At 63.0% G+C, this 17,218-nt stretch carries 16 protein-coding genes; 8 read left to right on the top strand and 8 right to left on the bottom strand.

What is annotated here, in order from left to right; genetic code table 11:
* Positions 1–4: 4 nt before the first annotated feature.
* Positions 5–883 (top strand): alpha/beta hydrolase, encoded by an 879-nt coding sequence (locus tag R4P70_RS01310; RefSeq protein ID WP_317830261.1) that lies wholly within the window; start codon positions 5–7, stop codon positions 881–883.
* A 71-nt stretch (positions 884–954) separates the two neighbouring features.
* Positions 955–1,440 (top strand): hypothetical protein, encoded by a 486-nt coding sequence (locus R4P70_RS01315; protein ID WP_020971240.1) that lies wholly within the window; start codon positions 955–957, stop codon positions 1,438–1,440.
* A gap of 33 nt (positions 1,441–1,473) precedes the next feature.
* On the opposite strand, the gene R4P70_RS01320 is transcribed toward R4P70_RS01315, so the two are convergent.
* Positions 1,474–2,451 carry an ABC transporter substrate-binding protein gene (locus R4P70_RS01320; protein ID WP_060937769.1) on the bottom strand — a complete coding sequence of 326 codons (978 nt, stop codon included), beginning with the start codon at positions 2,449–2,451 and terminating at the stop codon, positions 1,474–1,476.
* 244 nt (positions 2,452–2,695) lie between these two features.
* Between R4P70_RS01320 and R4P70_RS01325 the strand changes: the two genes are divergently transcribed.
* From R4P70_RS01325 to R4P70_RS01335, 3 genes are read left to right on the top strand one after another with little or no spacing between them, the layout of a single operon-like run.
* Complete coding sequence (locus R4P70_RS01325) at positions 2,696–4,249, top strand: MBL fold metallo-hydrolase (RefSeq protein ID WP_317830262.1); 1,554 nt, start codon at positions 2,696–2,698, stop codon at positions 4,247–4,249.
* A 14-nt stretch (positions 4,250–4,263) separates the two neighbouring features.
* Complete coding sequence (locus tag R4P70_RS01330) at positions 4,264–4,929, top strand: YoaK family protein (RefSeq protein WP_019745905.1); 666 nt, start codon at positions 4,264–4,266, stop codon at positions 4,927–4,929.
* 37 nt (positions 4,930–4,966) lie between these two features.
* Positions 4,967–6,595: a cation:proton antiporter gene (locus R4P70_RS01335; RefSeq protein ID WP_019745904.1), complete on the top strand. Its 1,629-nt coding sequence runs from the start codon at positions 4,967–4,969 to the stop codon at positions 6,593–6,595.
* Here R4P70_RS01335 and R4P70_RS01340 read toward each other — a convergent pair whose 3' ends face one another.
* Positions 6,596–7,033, bottom strand: a complete 438-nt coding sequence (locus R4P70_RS01340; protein WP_019745903.1) for a DUF2867 domain-containing protein — start codon at positions 7,031–7,033, stop codon at positions 6,596–6,598.
* A 53-nt stretch (positions 7,034–7,086) separates the two neighbouring features.
* On the opposite strand from R4P70_RS01340, the gene R4P70_RS01345 reads away from it, so the two are divergent.
* A complete protein-coding gene (locus tag R4P70_RS01345) occupies positions 7,087–7,659 on the top strand; it encodes a TetR/AcrR family transcriptional regulator (protein ID WP_021333326.1) in 573 nt (190 codons plus the stop codon).
* A 179-nt stretch (positions 7,660–7,838) separates the two neighbouring features.
* Positions 7,839–7,967: a hypothetical protein gene (locus tag R4P70_RS01350; protein WP_003943237.1), complete on the top strand. Its 129-nt coding sequence runs from the start codon at positions 7,839–7,841 to the stop codon at positions 7,965–7,967.
* A 60-nt stretch (positions 7,968–8,027) separates the two neighbouring features.
* Here R4P70_RS01350 and R4P70_RS01355 read toward each other — a convergent pair whose 3' ends face one another.
* Positions 8,028–8,912, bottom strand: a complete 885-nt coding sequence (locus tag R4P70_RS01355) for an SDR family oxidoreductase (RefSeq protein ID WP_046379550.1) — start codon at positions 8,910–8,912, stop codon at positions 8,028–8,030.
* 56 nt (positions 8,913–8,968) lie between these two features.
* Here R4P70_RS01355 and R4P70_RS01360 point away from each other — a divergent pair, with 56 nt between their 5' ends.
* Positions 8,969–9,295 (top strand): winged helix-turn-helix transcriptional regulator, encoded by a 327-nt coding sequence (locus R4P70_RS01360; RefSeq protein WP_019745900.1) that lies wholly within the window; start codon positions 8,969–8,971, stop codon positions 9,293–9,295.
* A gap of 7 nt (positions 9,296–9,302) precedes the next feature.
* Here the strand turns inward: R4P70_RS01360 and R4P70_RS01365 are convergent, their stop codons facing one another.
* The 5 genes from R4P70_RS01365 to R4P70_RS01385 all read right to left on the bottom strand — a co-directional run bounded on the left by R4P70_RS01365 (position 9,303) and on the right by R4P70_RS01385 (position 17,143).
* Positions 9,303–10,364, bottom strand: coding sequence for an alpha/beta hydrolase (locus tag R4P70_RS01365; RefSeq protein ID WP_081098286.1), 1,062 nt, complete (start codon positions 10,362–10,364; stop codon positions 9,303–9,305).
* 83 nt (positions 10,365–10,447) lie between these two features.
* Complete coding sequence (locus R4P70_RS01370; protein WP_133727324.1) at positions 10,448–11,917, bottom strand: cellulase family glycosylhydrolase; 1,470 nt, start codon at positions 11,915–11,917, stop codon at positions 10,448–10,450.
* Positions 11,918–11,997: 80 nt separating this feature from the next.
* Positions 11,998–14,121 carry a phosphocholine-specific phospholipase C gene (locus tag R4P70_RS01375; protein ID WP_317830264.1) on the bottom strand — a complete coding sequence of 708 codons (2,124 nt, stop codon included), beginning with the start codon at positions 14,119–14,121 and terminating at the stop codon, positions 11,998–12,000.
* Positions 14,122–14,225: 104 nt separating this feature from the next.
* Entirely contained in the window at positions 14,226–15,971 is a 1,746-nt protein-coding gene (locus R4P70_RS01380) for an Ig-like domain-containing protein (RefSeq protein WP_317830265.1), read from the bottom strand.
* A 29-nt stretch (positions 15,972–16,000) separates the two neighbouring features.
* Positions 16,001–17,143 carry an Ig-like domain-containing protein gene (locus R4P70_RS01385; protein ID WP_046379547.1) on the bottom strand — a complete coding sequence of 381 codons (1,143 nt, stop codon included), beginning with the start codon at positions 17,141–17,143 and terminating at the stop codon, positions 16,001–16,003.
* Positions 17,144–17,218 lie beyond the last annotated feature (75 nt).

The raw sequence follows: 17,218 nt of genomic DNA on the forward strand, positions 1-17,218 counted from the left end.
ACCGATGACGATCACCATTCCAGGCTTCGACTATCAGCAGATTTCCACAACAGACGGGGTGCGGCTCAACGTCGCGGTCGGCGGAAACGGAACACCACTCGTCCTTCTTCACGGTTTCCCCCAGACACACCTCATGTGGCGTCACGTCGCCACTGTGTTGGCGTCGGATCACACCGTCATCTGCCCGGATCTCCGCGGATACGGAGCCAGCGACAAACCGGTCGAGGAAAACCCGGACACCTACTCCAAAAGAACAATGGCTGCCGACATTGTCGAGGTGGCGAAGAAGCTGGGACACGAGAAGTTCGCCCTCGTCGGCCACGATCGTGGTGCGCTGGTTGCCGTCAGAGCTGGGCTGGACCACCCGGATGTGATCACACAGCTCGGTTCGCTGGACGTGCTCCCGACCTTGGATATGTGGGACATCCTGCACGGATCGAATGCTGCTGTGGCGTTCCATCTCTATCTCATGGCTCAGCCACCCGGTCTCCCCGAGCAGATGATCAGCGCCAGCGCCGACGTGTTCTTCGAGCACTTTCTCGACGTGTGGACGCAGAACCGCGAAGCGATTCCGGTAGACGTGCGGGCGGAATACCTGCGCGCCTCACGGGAGGCGGTGCCGTCGATCGTTGCCGATTACCGGGCGTCGGCAGGCATCGACGTCGAACACGATCAGGCCGATCGCGATGCTGGCAACCAACTGCACATGCCGGTCACGGTCATTCAGCAGGACTGGGGTTCGATGCTCGGCTACGACGCCGAGGCCCTGTGGAAAGCGTGGGCGCCCGATCTCGAGCACCGCACGCTGTCCGCAGGTCACTTCATGGCGGAAGAGGCGCCTGCCGAAGTGGTCGAGGCGATCCGGACCCTACTCGAGAGGTAGTTTTGACGCTTCTCGGCTGTCGAGGTACTGGCGAGCGCATCACGTGCGTCGCGAATGGACGAGGGGGATCGATGGGTTTCTCGCTGCACTTCATGCGTATGACGAAGGACGTGCAACTCGATGTTGATCGGGCGGCGGTCGCCGCTTTCCTCGATCAGCACGGGCTGCGCGTGGTCGAGAGCCCGTACGGAGGCGAGATCGTCGACCGTGACGACAGGGCATTGACGATCGACGGGGCCTTCTCCGACCTTCATCTCGACTCGCTCGAGCAGAGCGATCCACTCAGTGGTGGAATCTTCCACGCGACGCTGTCGCCTGCCGAGTGCGCGTTCGTCTACGACCTCTGCGCGGCCGCTGGGTTCCTGATCGTCAACCCTCAGGGTGACCCGACGTTTCTCGTTCCCCAGCGCAATCACGAGCCCGACGACGTTTCCGAGTTGGAGGACGTCGTCTGGGTCGAAAGCGCCGAGGAACTGGCGCGGGCGCTCACCGGTGGTTTCCAGGCGTTCCGCGAGTTTCGGGACCGCGTGACAGGACGAGCCGCCGGTGCCGAATGATCGGGGCCCCGTCGGGTTGACGAAGGTCGGGTTCTACCGCTTGACCCCGGCCGCCAAGTCGTCGACCAGGACCTTGGCGGTCAAGGCGTATCCCGCGGCCTTGTAGTAGTCGAACGGAATCACGCGACCGGCCTGTGCGGCGGGCAGGCGCTGCCACGTCGGCGAGGTGTACACGCTGCCGGAGGCGCTGCGATCCAAGGCGAAGATGACGTCGGCTTCTTCGAGACGGTTGAACTGCTCCGACCCGAGCATCACGCGAAGGTCGGGGCCTTCACGGAGCACCTCGAACCCGAGGTCCTCGGCGACGGCGGTGCGGAAATCGTTCTGGAACCACGCGATCTGATCCTCTGCGGCGGCAACGAAGGCAACCTTCTTGCCGGCCATCAGCGGTTCGACGGTCGGGCGGACCTGAGCCACATGGGCGTCGTACTCGGCGAGTACTTCTTCGGCGCGATCGCTGCGCCCGATACCGGTGAGGAAGTCCGACATGACTTTGCGCCACTCCGGGGTGAAGTCCTTGCCGACGGGCAGGACCGGTGCAATCTGCTGCATCCGGTCGTTGCCGTACGACCCGGTGTCCCACCAGCCGGCGCTGAGGACGAGAAGGTCTGCGCCGAGGGTCGAGATGTATTCGAAGTTGGGATCCGAAGCACCTTCGGCGAAAATCTCGACACCGGTGGCATCCGGGACCTCGCGGCGAAGGTGTTCGGCGGCGCCGGTCGGGTAGGCGGTCACCGGGTACCCCGCAAGGATCGACAATTCGAGGCCGTCGCGTGGATCGAGGGCAACGACGTTCTGGGGGTCCGTCGGAATGATCAGCTTCTCGTCGCCGCGTGTGAACTCGAAGGTCTCCGCGTTATCGGGCGTCGAACTTTCCGTGCTGCTGCAGGCGGCGAGAAACGCGGCCGCAGCGACGCCCGCGCCGACGCCGAAGAAACCGCGCCGCGTCAGGTTGTCCACGATCGCCCAGTAGTCGCGATCGGTCGTGGAGGGAGAAAGAAGTCGAGTCATATTTGTTAGGTTAGCCTTAGGGGTTGCCTTCGGGAATGGCGAAACAGCTCCCATGAGCGCCAAGAAATACGGCGAACACGCCAGCGCGCAGAGTGTTGTCGGCGTCACCGGCCCGCCTGAATCACAACCCACTTTCGACCTTTGACGTGCATGACGTCACAACCGGCCGCCTCCTCGATCGCGATTTGGCCCTGATGGCGCCGACTATGCTGGGTGCACCAGCAGTACGATTTCGGAGGTTGCAATGCAGATCACCAGCGTCGGCCACGCAGGATTTCACATCCAGACCGAGGCCGGATCCATCCTGTGTGATCCATGGGTGACCCCGACGTATTTCGCGTCCTGGGTGCCGTTCCCCGACAACACCGAGCTGGACTGGGACGCGCTGGGCAATTGCGACTACCTCTACGTCTCGCACCTGCACAAGGACCACTTCGATCCGAAGAACCTGATCGCGCACGTCAACAAGGACGCCACCGTCCTGCTCCCCGATTACCCGGTGCCGGACCTCAAGCGTGAGCTCGAGAAGCTCGGCTTCCACAAGTTCTTCGAGACGGAAGACTCCGTCAAGCACACCGTCAGCGGTCCCAAGGGCGATCTCGACATCATGATCATCGCTTTGCGCGCTCCCGCGGACGGTCCGATCGGTGACTCAGGCCTGGTCGTCTCGGACGGGGAGACCACCTGTTTCAACATGAACGACGCCAGGCCCGTCGACCTCGACCCGCTGACCGACGCCTTCGGGAAGGTCGACATCCATCTGCTGCAGTACTCGGGCGCGATCTGGTACCCGATGGTCTACGACATCCCGAAGGGCACCAAGCGCAACTTCGGCAAGCAGAAGCGTCAGCGCGGCATGGACCGCTGCCGCAACTACATCGCCCAGGTCGACGCTGCGTGGGTTGTCCCGTCGGCCGGCCCGCCGGTCTTCCTCGACGACGACCTGCGTTACCTCAACGACGATCACGGCGACGAGGGAAACATCTTCCCCGACCAGATCACGTTCCTCGAGCAGATGCGCATCAACGGCAACGATCGTGGTCTGCTGATGATCCCCGGCTCGGCCGTCGAACTTCGCGGAAGCGAGAAGGTCGCCCTGACGCATCCCATCCCGGAAGCGGACGTCGACAAGATCTTCTCGAACAAGGCCGAGTACATCGAGAAGATGGCGCAGAAGATGGCACCGGTCATCGCCGCGCAGAAGGCTACGTGGGCTCCGGCCGAAGGCGAGCCGCTGCTCGACGGTCTGAAGGCCAAGTTCGAGCCGATCATGGCGCAGTCCGATCTGATCTGCGACGGAATCGGCTACCCCGTCGGACTCGTGATGGGAGAGGAGACGGTCGTCCTCGACTTCCCGAAGCGGATCGTTCGCGAGCCCATCGACGGAGAAGGTAAGTACCGCTACGGCTTCCGCATTGCTCCCGAACTGGTTCGCACCGTTCTGCGTGACGACGAGCCAGACTGGGTGAACACCATTTTCCTGTCGACACGCTTCACGGCGTGGCGCATCGGTGGGTACAACGAGTTCCTCTACACGTTCTTCAAGTGCCTCACCGACGAACGCATCGCATACGCCGACGGCTGGTTCGCCGAGGCGCACGACGACAGCGCGTCTATCGAGTTGGGTGGCTACGAGATTCAGCGTCGTTGCCCTCACCTCAAGGCTGACCTGTCGAAGTTCGGTGTCGTCGAGGGCACCAACCTCACCTGTGATCTGCACGGCTGGCAGTGGGATCTCGAGACCGGCCGCTGCAAGACGTCCAAGGGCCACGAGCTGCGCACCAGCAAGCTGAGCTGAACCGAGCTCGTCGGGTGACGGGATACAGCAGGTCGCTGATCGGCCTGGCGACAGCGCTCGCCGGGTTGGCCGGTTACGTCGACGCGCTCGGATTCATCACGCTCGGTGGGCCTTTCGTTTCGTTCATGAGCGGCAACATGACGCAGGCGAGCGTCGCATTTGCAGACGGGGTGTGGTCGACCGCGCGGGTGGCAGGCGGCATCATCGTGCTCTTCCTCCTGGGAATCGCGCTGGGAACCGTCGTCACCCACTTCACGGAGCGGTACTCCGTCCGGACCCGCAAGGTCACAGTGCTTGCGGTTGTGGCTGGACTGCTGGCCATCGGTTCGGTGATGAGCAGCCTCGACGTCACCCCAGGCGCGATCTCGGCGATGGCCCTGGCGATGGGAGCCGTCAACTCGGTGTTCCAACGCGACGGTGAGGTGACGATCGGTGTCACGTACATGACCGGTGCGCTGGTCAAGATGGGCCAGCGTCTCACCGGAGCCTTTCTGGGCGGCCCGAAGTGGGCGTGGCTGCAGCACTTCGGGATGTGCGCGGGGTTGATCGCGGGCGCGGTAGTCGGTGCGCTCGTTCATCGGTGGATCGGCCTTCACGCTCTGTGGCCTGCTTCGGCATTCACGGTTCTTCTGATCGCCGTCGCGTGGCGGGTCTCGCCCCCGGCACCGGCACAGGTGTAAAAAGAGCGGGGTACACAAGCCGGAGTGCGGGGGAACTGTGGATGCTCTGATCATCGTTGTGCTGGGACTACTCGGAATCGTCGCCGCCTCGACGCTCGGGGCGCGGATCGGAGTCGCGGCGCCGCTGATTCTGGTGATGGCCGGGATCGTTGTCAGCCTCCTCCCCTTTGTCCCAGCAGTGGACATCGATCCGGAATGGATTCTCGCGGGTGTGCTTCCGCCGCTGCTGTACTCAGCTTCGGTCTCGATGCCGTCGATGGAGTTTCGGCGTGAATTCGGTGCTATCGGTGGGCTCTCAGTTCTCCTCGTCGTGGTGAGTGCGCTGGTTCTCGGTGTGTTCTTCTCGTGGGTGATACCAGGACTCGGCATCTGGTGGGGCATTGCACTCGGCGCGATCGTGAGCCCGACGGATGCCGTCGCGACGTCCATCGTCAAGAAACTCCCGGTCTCGCCGCGGGTGGTGTCGATCCTCGAAGGCGAAAGCCTGCTCAACGACGCTACCGCTCTGGTCCTGTTGCGTACTGCCATCGCCGGAGCGGCCGCGTCGGTATCGCTGTGGAGTGTGTTGGGCAAGTTCGCTTTTGCCGTCGTCGTGGCCGCGGTCATCGGTGTTGTCGTCGGCAAGGTCAACCTGATGGTTCGTGCCCGTGTCACCGACTCGACGGTCAACACGGTCATCTCGTTCACGGTGCCGTTTCTGGCCGCGATCCCCGCCGAAGAGTTGGGTGCATCGGGGTTGGTTGCTGCCGTCGTGGCCGGGCTCGTCACCGGCTACGACGCTCCTCGGAAGCTTTCGCCGCGTCATCGGTTGTCGGACTCCCAGAACTGGCGCACAGTCGAACTGGTCCTCGAAGGTGCGATCTTCCTGGTGATGGGCCTCGAACTCTCGTCGATAGTCGACGATGTCCGGGTCGACCACGAGGGAATCACCACCGCAGTCTTCGTCGCTGCGGGTGCACTGTTCCTCACGATCTTGGTTCGGGCTCTGTACGTCGCGCCGCTACTGCGAGCACTCCAAGCGCGGGCGAACTTTCGCGAACGCATGAAACCCAGACTCTCCGACATCGCGAATCGTCTCGAAAATCCAGAGGATTACCCACCGGACGAAGGGCGGCGTAGCAGGCGCCGGGCGCCTTCGGCGAATCAGATGGAACGGTTCAAGATTCGGGTGCGGCGGACGGTTGCCGATATCGATTACTACCTTGCCGCGCCGTTGGGATGGCGTGAAGGGACGATCGTCATCTGGGCCGGTATGCGCGGAGCGGTCACTCTGGCTGCCGCGCAGACTCTTCCGGAAGACACTCCGAGTCGATCGCTTCTGATCTTGGTGGCGTTCCTGGTCGCAGCCGGCTCGTTGATCCTTCAGGGTGGGACGTTGAAGCGCGTCGTAGTGGCGGTCGGTCCGGCAGCGCAGGACCTCACCGATTCCGAACTCGACGAACATCGACGTTTGCTCGCTCTACTCGAGGATGCTTCTGCGAGTTTCGTTCCACCCGAGGGGCAGTCGAAGAAGAAGACCCGGCTCGACGTGATCGACGCGCAGCGCCAAGCGCTACTCGACGCGCGGGACGACGGCCTGTTCGACGCACGGATGCTCGGATCGGCACTGGCCGCGCTGGACGCCGATCAGATCAGCCTCGAACTCAAGGGCGGTCCGGACGGTTGATCACGTGCACAGTCTCTTTCGAGCAGACGTCATCATTGCCCGCGTGATCACGCCGTGCAGTACCTGAACTGGTGCGAAGTAGATTCGGCCCGCGCGGTTCTTCAGCTCCACGGCAGTGACGACGTGCAGGAGACCGGCGTCGTTGTCGGCCTGAACCGAGGCGACGAATCGTAGGTGTTTCTCGTCCGCCTCGATGAGGGCCTCTCCGTCGGCGATCTTGTCGACGGTAAAGGTGTCCGGGCGTCCCTTGGCGATGCCGAGCAGTCCGACTACCCGCTCCCTGAGCCAGAACATCGCGAGGACTGGTGCGGGGACATTCCTGACGTCGAAGACGGCCTGCGCCCACTCCTCGGATGTATGGGTCGGAACAGACGGGATGGTGATCGTGGTGGCTTCTGCCCAGTCCGGTGCAGGCATTGCCTTGAATGCGAGTGTCATTTCATCCTCCGTACGGTGCCGTATGGAACTTACCCATACGGTACCGTACGGAGGTGACGAATGCCCGCGCCCGACTCTCCCGCGATCAGTGGATCGATGCTGCTTTCGAGGCTCTGACCAGCCACGGGCCAGGTGCCGTCGCTGTGGAGAAGGTGGCACGCACGCTGGGATCGACCAAGGGTTCCTTCTATTGGCACTTTGCGAACCGTGACGAATTGCTGCAGGCTGCGCTCGATCGATGGGAAGTTCTGGCAACCGAGCGACTGATCTCTTCCGTCGAGGCCTCCGGCGAACCGGCAGAGGTGAGGTTGCGTCGCCTGGTCGACGCGGTCACAACCGGACTGGCCGGTCGCCGTGCGGAGTTGGAACTGCTTGCCGGGATCGACCATCCTGTGGTTTCGGCGGCGGTTCGACGTGTCACCGAGCGTCGAGTCGCCTACATCGTGACGTTGTTGGTCGATCTGGGGATGGACAGGCAGAAAGCGGAACATCGTGGCGTACTTGCCTATTCGATGTACCTGGGGCAGATGCAATTGGTGCACAGTGCGCCAGATGTGGTTCCTGGCAGCGGTGCGGACGCTCACGCGCTCGCCGACGAGTTCGTGAGCATGGTTCTGGCCGGGTAAGTCCGCCATCGAATGCAGCGTGATCTGCGCATCACCCTGCGCTTTCAGGTGAGGGACCACACATTGCGCGTAACCCATAGTTACAGATACTTTGAGGTCAGCTGAAGTGGGGTGCCGGATATGTCGGCATTTCCCGGAGGCGCAAAACCGTTTCACGACAGGAAGAAAGGTGACTCACCATGAGCGTTGTGCTTATTTCGTTGCTGGTCGCCGCTGGACTCACCGTGCTGGCCACCAGTGACGGTGCCGGTCTGGACTTCGGGAGTCGGCAGCTGAACCGCCAGTTGAAGACCCGCACGCACCGGTAACCCCGGAAATCGGCCGGCTCCACGCGATACTTCGCGGAGCCGGCCTTTTGCGTTGTCCGGTCAGTTCACCCCGAGATCTGCCAGCCAGGCCCGCGTGCTGCGGGCAGTGATACCCAAGGCAGCAGTAGAACCCGTCGCGGAGTCGAACGCGACGCTGTCGGCAGATTCGAGTCCCGTGTAGAGCTGGGAAACCCCGGCTGCTGCACCCGCTCCGATGATCGGCGCAATCGATGCACCGAAGGCATCGGGTGTTACGGCTTCGAAAGTTACCGCGCGCGAGAAGTGTTCGGCGAATGCCTCGGCCAATTCGATACCGGTGATCGCCGGAATCTGTCCGATGTCGACCGCGTCCGGTGCTACGTCGAGAGTCAGGGCCGCGACGGCTGCATCAGCGACGTCGAGATGTGAACTCCATGCGACCGCGAGATCGGCACGCAGTGGGTAACGCAGGACGCCTTCGTCTTTCACTCCCGACAGCACAGTGGGCAGAAGAAGATTCTCGAGGAACAAACGTGGGGTCAGAACGGTCACCGCGATGCCTTCGGCGCGAAGTCCGTCGACGAGCTCGGAGAGAACGGGTGTGTTGGGACCGGCAAGCGGCGAAGTAGCGTCGCCGATCACCGTGCCGCTGGTAGAGATCACGAACCGCGAAGGGCGCGCCGCTCTCGCTGCAGCCAGAACATTGTGGGCATAACCAGCTAGCGTCTCGGTGTCGCCGGCGAGTGGCAGGTGAAAGAACACCCCGTCCGCCCCGCGATAAGCGTCGGCGAGAGAGTCGACTGACGCATTGTCCGCGACGACGGTGTTCGCACCCTCGAACGTCTGGTCAGGGTTACGAGTAATTGCTCGGACTTCGGCCCCTGCCGATCCGGCGAGAGCCGCGACCAATCCTGCGAGAACGGGAGAGCCCTGTGCGCCGGTGGCGCCATGCACTGTGTAAGTCATGACGCCTATAGTTCACATCGGGAACCAGTTACTTCAAGTGAACTAATGGGGAATCGATGAGTGAATCAGGTCACGTGCTTCCGGAGTGCGGCGTCGCGCGCTTCCTGCTGGTCCTGGACGGGCCGTGGGCAACGCTGATCGTTCGTGAGCTCACGCACGGCCCCATGCGCTTCACGGAACTACGACGCGCTTTGCCCGGCATCAGTCCAAGGACACTGTCGGCCAGGCTCAAACGTTTCGAGGAGTTCGACCTGGTGACCCGGACTGCTTACGCCGAGGTGCCGCCGCGAGTGGAGTACGAACTCACCGCGACGGGGATGGAACTGCGCTCCGTGCTCGAAGCGATGGTCGAGTGGGCGGATCTGGCACTCCCCGTTTCCTGAGGTGCCCTCAGCGCGGGCCCGAAAGTCCAACTCGCAGAGCGCCACAGGCCTCGAACATCGCGTCTTGTCCGGTGTGGCCGACGCCGGTGGTGTTGACGAAGGCATGGATCAAACCGCTGTGACGCCTCAGTGCGACCGGGACTCCGGCCTCTCGCAGCCGGTTCGCATACGCTTCGCCCTCGTCGCGTAGTGGGTCGAAACCGGCGACCGCAACGTACGCGGGCGGTAGGCCGGCCAGGTCCGGAGTGAGCAGCGGTGAGACTCGCGGGTCGAGAGCCGAAGTGCCGCCCGACAGGTAATGGGCTGCATACCAGTCGAGTTGGGCGTCGGTGAGAAAGAAGTCGGTGCCGAACATCTTGTGCGACGGGCGCTTCGACGAAAGGTCCACCCAGGGAAAGAAGAGCAGTTGGAATGCGGGTTTGACGTCGTCTTCGGTCGTGGACTGCGCGACGACGGCAGCCAGGTTCCCGCCGGCGCTGTCTCCGCCCACTGCAATGGATTTCGGATCGGCGCCCAGTTCCGCGGCATGTTCGACGCAGTACCGGAATGCGGCGACGGCGTCGTCGACCCCGGAGGGAAAGGGGAACTCCGGTGCCAGCCGGTAGTCCACCGACAGCACACTGACTTCGCCGTGGCGGGCCAGGAAGCGGCACACACTGTCGCCGCTCTCGAGGCTGCCGAGGACGAACCCGCCGCCGTGGAAGTACACCAAAAGTGGAGCGGGCGTGGAGACCCCGGCGGGGCGATACAGCCGAGCGGAAATCGCGTGGTCCCCGGCCGGGATCTCGAGGTCGCGAACCGTTTCGATGTCGATGGGCGTACCGCCGAACAGTCGCGATTCGGCGTCGATCTGAGCTCGTCCCTCTTCGACCGGAAGATGCTCGAAGCTCGTACCTTCCACTGCCGAGAGCAATCGCAGTGCAAGCTGGATCTCGGGGTGCAGAGTCTGTCCGTCGATCTCCTTCGGCTTGCCACCGAGAATGCGCTGCGCGCCGGTCGGTAAGGCGCCAACGACATCGAGCACCACCCGCGCAACACGATCTTGGACAGACATCTTCTCCGTGGACATACTCGCCTTCCGTCGGCTGATCACCCGTCGCTTGTACGTTACGAAAGAACTGGACAAGTATCCAGGAACTTCGACGCTCGCGATCAGCTTGCCGGCGTCACCGTGACTGTGACGGGGCCCGCGTCGTCCGCGGTTTCCACTGTGAGAAGACGGCTTTGGGGGTTCCAGTTCACGATGTCGGCGCCTGCGACGTCGACGCCGCCGGGAAAGCCGCTCTCGGGTAGGTAGATCTCCGTCGGCGCCGTCACCGCGGGGTTCGGGGTGAACGTCAACTGAAGGCGGTCGACGCTCGAGGACCATTCGGTGGGTGTGCCAGCGACGGCACGCGGATACGGCTTGTTCAGGGTGTCGACGAGGAGTGTCTGTGTTCCGTCCGGCAGGTACGGGCCCCAAGGCCCGGGATCACTGGACCAGTACGAGACACCCGCGCCGAGTTCTCGGGCGGTCGTGTAGACGCGGTCGATGTAGTCGGTTGCGCCGGGCAGTGTTGTGTCGAGCCCGAATTCGCCGAGAATGACCGGGACGCCGCCGAGTACGTTTCCGGCGATGTGTTCGACGCTGTCGCGCCAGGTGTCGATGGTCGCGTCGGTGAGTGTGCGTGAGAGGCCGGAGTATCCGTCACCGAGGTCGAGGGGCAGTGGGTACAGGTGTGGGCAGTAGGCGATTCGCTGTTCGCCGGCTCGTGGGTCGTTGATCTTCGTCAGTCCGCTGGGGACACCTTGGTTGACGCCGACGGCCTGCGGGGCCACGCACACCCAGCTGTCCTGATCAACTTCCCTGATGGCGTTGGTGGTTCGCTGATACAGGGCAGCGAGGGGCCCGCCTTCGAATGCGGGGCCTTGGAGGGAACCGCCCCACGGCTCGTTCATCAGGTCGTATGCCACGACGGTGTCATTGCCTGCAAAACGTTCGGCCACCGCCTGCCATGCGTTCGCGTAGTGCTCGACCAGTTCGGGGTGTTGGCCGGTGGTGTTCCAGAAGTTGTCGAATGCGCGCATCACGCCGGGTTGGATGTAGTACAGCTCCCAGCGGTCTTGAGGGCTGACCGGAAGGCCGTCCATGTATGTCGCCCAGGCCGGGGCACCGTTGCCGATGTTGCCGGCGCCGTTGCCGCTGTTGCCCTCTGGTGTGATCGCGCCGGAATAGACGTCTTGATGCATGTCGAGCATGACCTTGTAGCCGCGCTCGGCATACCAGCTGACCCGGTCCTCGACGCGGTCGAGATACTCCTGGTCGTACTGTCCTGGTTCCGGTTCGACCGAACGCCAGGAGATCAGGAACCGCACGAAATTTGTTCCCATGTCTGCATGTTCGCGCTCGAGGTCGGCTTCGGTGAACTTCGGCATGCCGTCGGGTGCGCTTTTTGCGCTCGACGCCGTGTTGAACCCTCGCAGGATCAAGGAGCGGCCGGCGTCATCGGTCAGGTACGACGGCGACATCGAAGTGCCACCGGCGCTCCCCGACGTGGGCAGGCTACCTTCGGCAGCGGCGATTCCGCCGCCCAGTATCAGTGAGCCCGCGACTATCAGTGCTGAGAGCGGGATACGGCGCACGGAAACTCCTCCTGGATGTGTGGATGGATTGACTTGTCCGACTGGGGATTCAGCCCTGGTCTTGATCACTCGGTGTCGATTCACGTCGGTTGGCTTACGCTGGTACGCCCGTTTTCGATGTGTCCGACGAGCACGCGCTTGAATTCAAGATCTTCGTCGACCGTCACGGTGGCCTGATACCAGCCGTCCACCGACGCCACCGCCCACCGGCCGCGTGCGCCGGCAGCGAGCTTCCGTCGGTCTCCGTCGACGTCGACGGAGAGTGCACGACTTCCGGAATTGTTCGCGGTCAGTACAAGCGCGCGCGACCCTGCGTCGATGGTTGTCGAGACGTCGAGCGAAGCTGCCGCACTGTCTGTAGCTCCACTGAACTTGCGCCTGAAACCATTGGGACCCAACAGGGTCAGGCTGTAGACGCGATCACTGAGCGCAACGGTGTCATCGATCTCGCCCAGGAGGTCGTAATGCCGTGGCTCGTCGAACTCACCTGCGTACGGGTACAAGGCCAGGTGAGTTGATGCGGCGCCGGCATTGACCAGATGGACCGTCAACGAGCCGGTTTCCGGGTTCACCGTCGTGTAGGCGTCGGGCTGATAGGGAAGGGCCCGTGCTGGTCGAGTGCCGCTTTCCTGCAGGGGCATTCTCTGCTCGGTGGGTGGGGTCGGTGTCCACCGCGGTTCCAGAGGCGGAGTGGGCTGCGGGCGCGCCAAAGTCGGTCGGCTACGCGGGTTGGCGAAGTCGAACGCCGACGTCAGGTCGCCACTCACCGTGCGTCGCCACGGATCGATTTCCGGCTGCGTGATTCCGAACCGCTTCTCCAGGAATTGCGTGACGGACGTGTGGTCGAACACTTGTGAACAAACGAAACCGCCAACAGTCCACGGCGAGATGATCGTCATCGGCACCCTCGGGCCGAGGCCGAGCGGCTGATTGCCGACCCATTCGGTTTCGACCGAGCGCGGTGGTCGAGGTGGCGGTACATGGTCGAAGTACCCGTCGTTCTCGTCGAAGTTGACGATCACGGCCGTCTTCGCCCACAGATCGGGATCGGAGGCGACGGCGTCGAGCACTTGATAGAGCAGTGTTGCGCTCGCCGCAGGTGACGATCCCGATGGGTGCTCCGAATCCACTTCGGACGGAACGAGATAACTGACTTGCGGCAGTCGGCCCGACTCGACGTCCTTCCTGAACTCGGCGGCCAGTGTGCCGGGCCGGGATCGGTACAGTGCGCGATCGTAGAGTTGGCGATCAGCAGGCGACAGTTGGTCTGCAGCATTCTCGAGGGCCAGTACCGCTGCGTCCTGGACCGGCGCCGGCATCGACGGCAGGGCGAGATAGAACCCGGCCAAGGTCTGCAGTTCGTAGGGGAGCAGGCTTGGCCGACCAAGCAGCCCTGCCGCCACTTTCTTGAAGGCAGTGAAGTATTCGAGGTTGTTGTCTCCGAAGTTGTCCCACTCTTGGTAGGTCTTCCAGGAAATGCCGGCGGACTGCAACCGCTCGGGAACCGTCGTCCATCCGTAGCCGGCGTGCCAGGGGTTGTAGGCCGCATTGGTTACAGCTCTTCCCTCGGGGCCGGGCGGATCCGAAGGCAGGACCGATTCGGTCGGATTCGGCGAAAGTGGCTCGTATCCGGTGTATCCAGAGACCCAATAGTTCCGGTTGGGGCTCGTCGACGTCGGAACGGAGCAGTGGTAGGCGTCGCAGATTGTGAACGAGTCCGCCAGTTCGTAATGAAAGGGTATGTCTTGCCGGTCGTAGTACGCCATCGTCGTACCGGTTTTTGCCGCAATCCAACCGTCGTGCCAGCCGTCGGCGAGTGCGGCATGTCCGCCCGCCCAGCTGTGATCCAGCCCGGTGACGTTCTGGGTGTCCATGCGTTGTGCTGCAGCGGAATCGCGGATGGGGAAGGGGAGCACAGGACCGGTAGGTCCGGGTTGTTCGAAGACGCTTTGGCCGCTGCGTAGACGCAACGCATTCGGATCCCCGAAGCCGCGGACACCCCTCAGAGCGCCGTAGTAGTGGTCGAAAGATCTGTTCTCCTGCATGACGAGGACAACATGCTCGATCGAATCGAGCCCGCCGGAGTTTGCGGGTGTCGCCAGTGCACGTTGAAGCGACGGCGGCAGAAGGGAAGCGGCGGCGACTGCAGTCGCACCGACCCCGGCGGCGAGAAACGACCGTCGAGAAAAGGAATTCCTGGACACTTGTGCTCCATCGATCAATCAATCAGTGCTATGGCTACGGCCGCGACATGCTGTTGCCGCTGCTCCGAATCGGTGCAGCGGCAACAGTGTCGAGAGAAATGCGATCAGGAACCGAAGAGACCGCCCAGCGAACCGAGGCTGCCCGAGCCGCCGTTTCCGCCATCATCAGGCGCAGCAGAAACCTTTACGACGGATTCGTCCGACGCAGACTGCGTGAATCCGCTTCGCCCGGCGTATGCCGCCTTGATCGGATGGTCGCCCGTCGATGCGAAAGTGTGCGTCAGTCGCGCCACACCATCGACTCCGACGACAACGGGTTGTCCGATGGGTTGGTCACCGTCGAAGAACTGAACCGAACCCCCGCCCGGATTAGGACTGACCGTTGCGGAAAGTTCTGCCGCGACATTCTGCTTGGCCGTCGCGGGAGCTGCCAGTGAGGTCGAGGTGGTGACATCGGACGGCGCAGGATCAGACACGGTGACCGTTTGGGCTGATGCCATCGACGGCATGAATCCTGTTGCGCCGGAGTAGTAGGCCGACACTGCATGAGATCCGGCCGAGGTGAATGCGTGTTCCAGAGTGGCTTTTCCGTCAGCGCCCACCGGGATCGGGGCACCGATATTTGCAGCGCCATCCTTGAACTGGAGAGTGCCACCAGTGGGGGTCGGCGTGACCTGCGCCCTCAGCGACACCGATACGCCCGTCTTTGCATCGGTAGGAACGTTCACGGCAGTGTCGGTCTGCTTGACGACAGGTGCGGCAGTCACCGTGACCATCGCCTCTGTCGAGTTGGAACTCTGGAATCCGTTGACTCCCTGGAACGTTGCGGAGACCCGCGCGGTTCCGGCGGTGAAGAAGGTATGCGGTAGCCGGGCAGTGCCGTCGGCACCGGGCGTGACAGGTGTACCGACGTCAGCGCCGTCCACCCTGAACTGCACGTTTCCGTTGACCGGAGCCGGATCCACCTTTGCGACAAGCTCTGTCGGTGTGCTGGCTTGGATCGAGTCGGGCATCTGGATTGTGGTGGTTGTCGGTTGGCTGACGTAGATGGTGGTCAGGGCCTGCCCACCGGCGTTGAGGCCGGAGTTCCTGTTGTCCCGCGGGGAGCAGTTGTAGCGCTCCCAGTAGTTGACTGTGAAGACATCCTTCTCGCGCTGGACGAATGTGAGCGCATTTCGGTCGTCGTCGTAGTTGGCGGAGCCGGGATCGGAAACTCGCAGCGAAGGCTTGATCTCGCTACCAGCCGCACCGGCTTTGACTGTGACGTCGACTGCGGGGAGTCGGAACTTGGTGTTGGCACCGACGATGATGCCGTCACTCGATCGAACCGCGGAGGACGGACCGTTTCCGATGGTCCGATTCGATCCGGAGATACGCAGGTGCGTACCGGATGCCGATGGATTACCGCCGTCGTCGATCTGTGTGACTGTTGGAGTGGCACTGTCGGATCCGAGGCCGTACGCACTGTCCGCCACAAGCTGGGAACTCACGAATTCGACGCCCGACGGGATGTCGAAGTCGTACTTGATCCGGGCCCAATGCACGACTCCACGGCTGGCATGGCCGCCGCTGTTTGCCTTCATCTCGTTCGGCTGCACGCGGTAGGTGACGGTCTCACCTGGTGCCGCGGTGGTCGGTGCGGTGATGGTGACCCCCGAGCCGAGCGTCTCGTTGAATGTGATCGGACTTGCCGCACCGTCCATCTCGCGCACATGGCATGCAGTTGTGAAGGCCACGCTCGTGGTCTCGGGGGCAGCAGAGGCGGTCCCGCCGCCGACGATGGAGAACAACCCGCCTGCCAGTACCGAGACGGTTGCAATCGCAGAGCCGCGTAACAGTTTCGAGTTCATCGACGAATCCTGGTTTCTGTTCACAGTTTTCACGACCCGAATCCCGGGGTACCAAGGCTGCCGAGGCTACCGGTGCCCGGCTCGGGCTCGGACGGTTCGACGACGTTGATCGTCACGGCGCCCGACATCGACTCCATGAAGCCTGCAGATCCCGTGTAGTACGCCGTGATGTTGTGGTCGCCCACTGTTGTCATCGTGCGGTTGGCCTTCGCGACGCCGTTGACGACGGCCACCGGAGCGCCGAGGTCGACCCCTCCGTCACGGAACTGCACTGTTCCTCCCGACGGCCACGGAGTGACCGTCGCCGTCAGTTCCACGGAGTCACCGACGACAGCTTTACCGGGTGCGTCGATTCGCGTCTGTGTCTGAGCGAGGCTGGAGTCGACATTGATCACGGCGAGCGGCTGGCCGCCTGCGTTCAATCCGGCCGAACGATTGTCGCGTGGTGAGCAATTGGTGGTCAGCCAGTATTTGACGCCGCCGAGCAGGGTTTCCTGTTGCAGGAAGGTCAGGTAGTTGGCGGCACTGTCGTAGGAACCGGAGTTGGTGTCGGAAACGCGGAGCATGGGCTTGATCTGGGTTCCCACAGCCCCTGACGTGACGGTGACGTCGACTGCCGGGAGCTGGAACGTCTTTCCTCCACCGACCTCGATTCCGCCGCCGCCGTTGTCGTCGGTGTTGGGTCCGTTGCCCGCCGTGATGTTGTTGCCGGAGATACGAAGATGCGTCCCATTCGGATCGGGTGAACCGGCATCGTTCACCCGCGTGATCGTCGGGGCGACCCCACCCAGATTCGAGCTGGTGCCGGCCACGATCTGCGCCCCCACGTAAGAGGTGCCTGCAGGGATGTCGAAATCGAACTTGAGACGTGTCCAGTTCACGACGGACCTGAGGTCGTAGCCGTCATTGGGGACCGTCATCGGCTTGGGGGCGAGTCGGTAGGTGAAGGTCGAGTTCGGCGGAACCACGGTCGGGGCACTGATCGTGACGCCGGAATCACGCGTCTCGTTGTGTGTGATCGGACCGGGGAACTGCCACCCGTGACACGATGCCGTGAACGGAAGGTTCACATCAGCGGCGGATGAAACTCCCGCTCCGCCGACGACCAGGGCAACGCATCCGGTCAAGGATGCGGCCACCCCTACTCCTCGGCGCATCAACGTCGACACCATTCACATTCTCCTTGAGTAGCGCTCGAAAAGATCGAGCTCTCGGCTTGAAGCCGGGTCCGGGAACCGGCCTCGAGC

Origin of the sequence: Rhodococcus sp. IEGM 1241, from assembly GCF_033142365.1 — a bacterium.
Taxonomy (GTDB): Bacteria; Actinomycetota; Actinomycetes; order Mycobacteriales; family Mycobacteriaceae; genus Rhodococcus_F; species Rhodococcus_F erythropolis.

Coding starts and splice junctions, on each gene's coding strand:
- R4P70_RS01360 (WP_019745900.1), top strand. CDS start 8,969: ATGAGTGAATCAGGTCACGTGCTTCCGGAGTGCGGCGTCGCGCGCTTC.
- R4P70_RS01320 (WP_060937769.1), bottom strand. CDS start 2,451: ATGACTCGACTTCTTTCTCCCTCCACGACCGATCGCGACTACTGGGCG.
- R4P70_RS01310 (WP_317830261.1), top strand. CDS start 5: ATGACGATCACCATTCCAGGCTTCGACTATCAGCAGATTTCCACAACA.
- R4P70_RS01380 (WP_317830265.1), bottom strand. CDS start 15,971: ATGAACTCGAAACTGTTACGCGGCTCTGCGATTGCAACCGTCTCGGTA.
- R4P70_RS01315 (WP_020971240.1), top strand. CDS start 955: ATGGGTTTCTCGCTGCACTTCATGCGTATGACGAAGGACGTGCAACTC.
- R4P70_RS01340 (WP_019745903.1), bottom strand. CDS start 7,033: ATGACACTCGCATTCAAGGCAATGCCTGCACCGGACTGGGCAGAAGCC.
- R4P70_RS01350 (WP_003943237.1), top strand. CDS start 7,839: ATGAGCGTTGTGCTTATTTCGTTGCTGGTCGCCGCTGGACTCACCGTG.
- R4P70_RS01365 (WP_081098286.1), bottom strand. CDS start 10,364: ATGTCCACGGAGAAGATGTCTGTCCAAGATCGTGTTGCGCGGGTGGTG.
- R4P70_RS01385 (WP_046379547.1), bottom strand. CDS start 17,143: ATGGTGTCGACGTTGATGCGCCGAGGAGTAGGGGTGGCCGCATCCTTG.
- R4P70_RS01325 (WP_317830262.1), top strand. CDS start 2,696: ATGCAGATCACCAGCGTCGGCCACGCAGGATTTCACATCCAGACCGAG.
- R4P70_RS01355 (WP_046379550.1), bottom strand. CDS start 8,912: ATGACTTACACAGTGCATGGCGCCACCGGCGCACAGGGCTCTCCCGTT.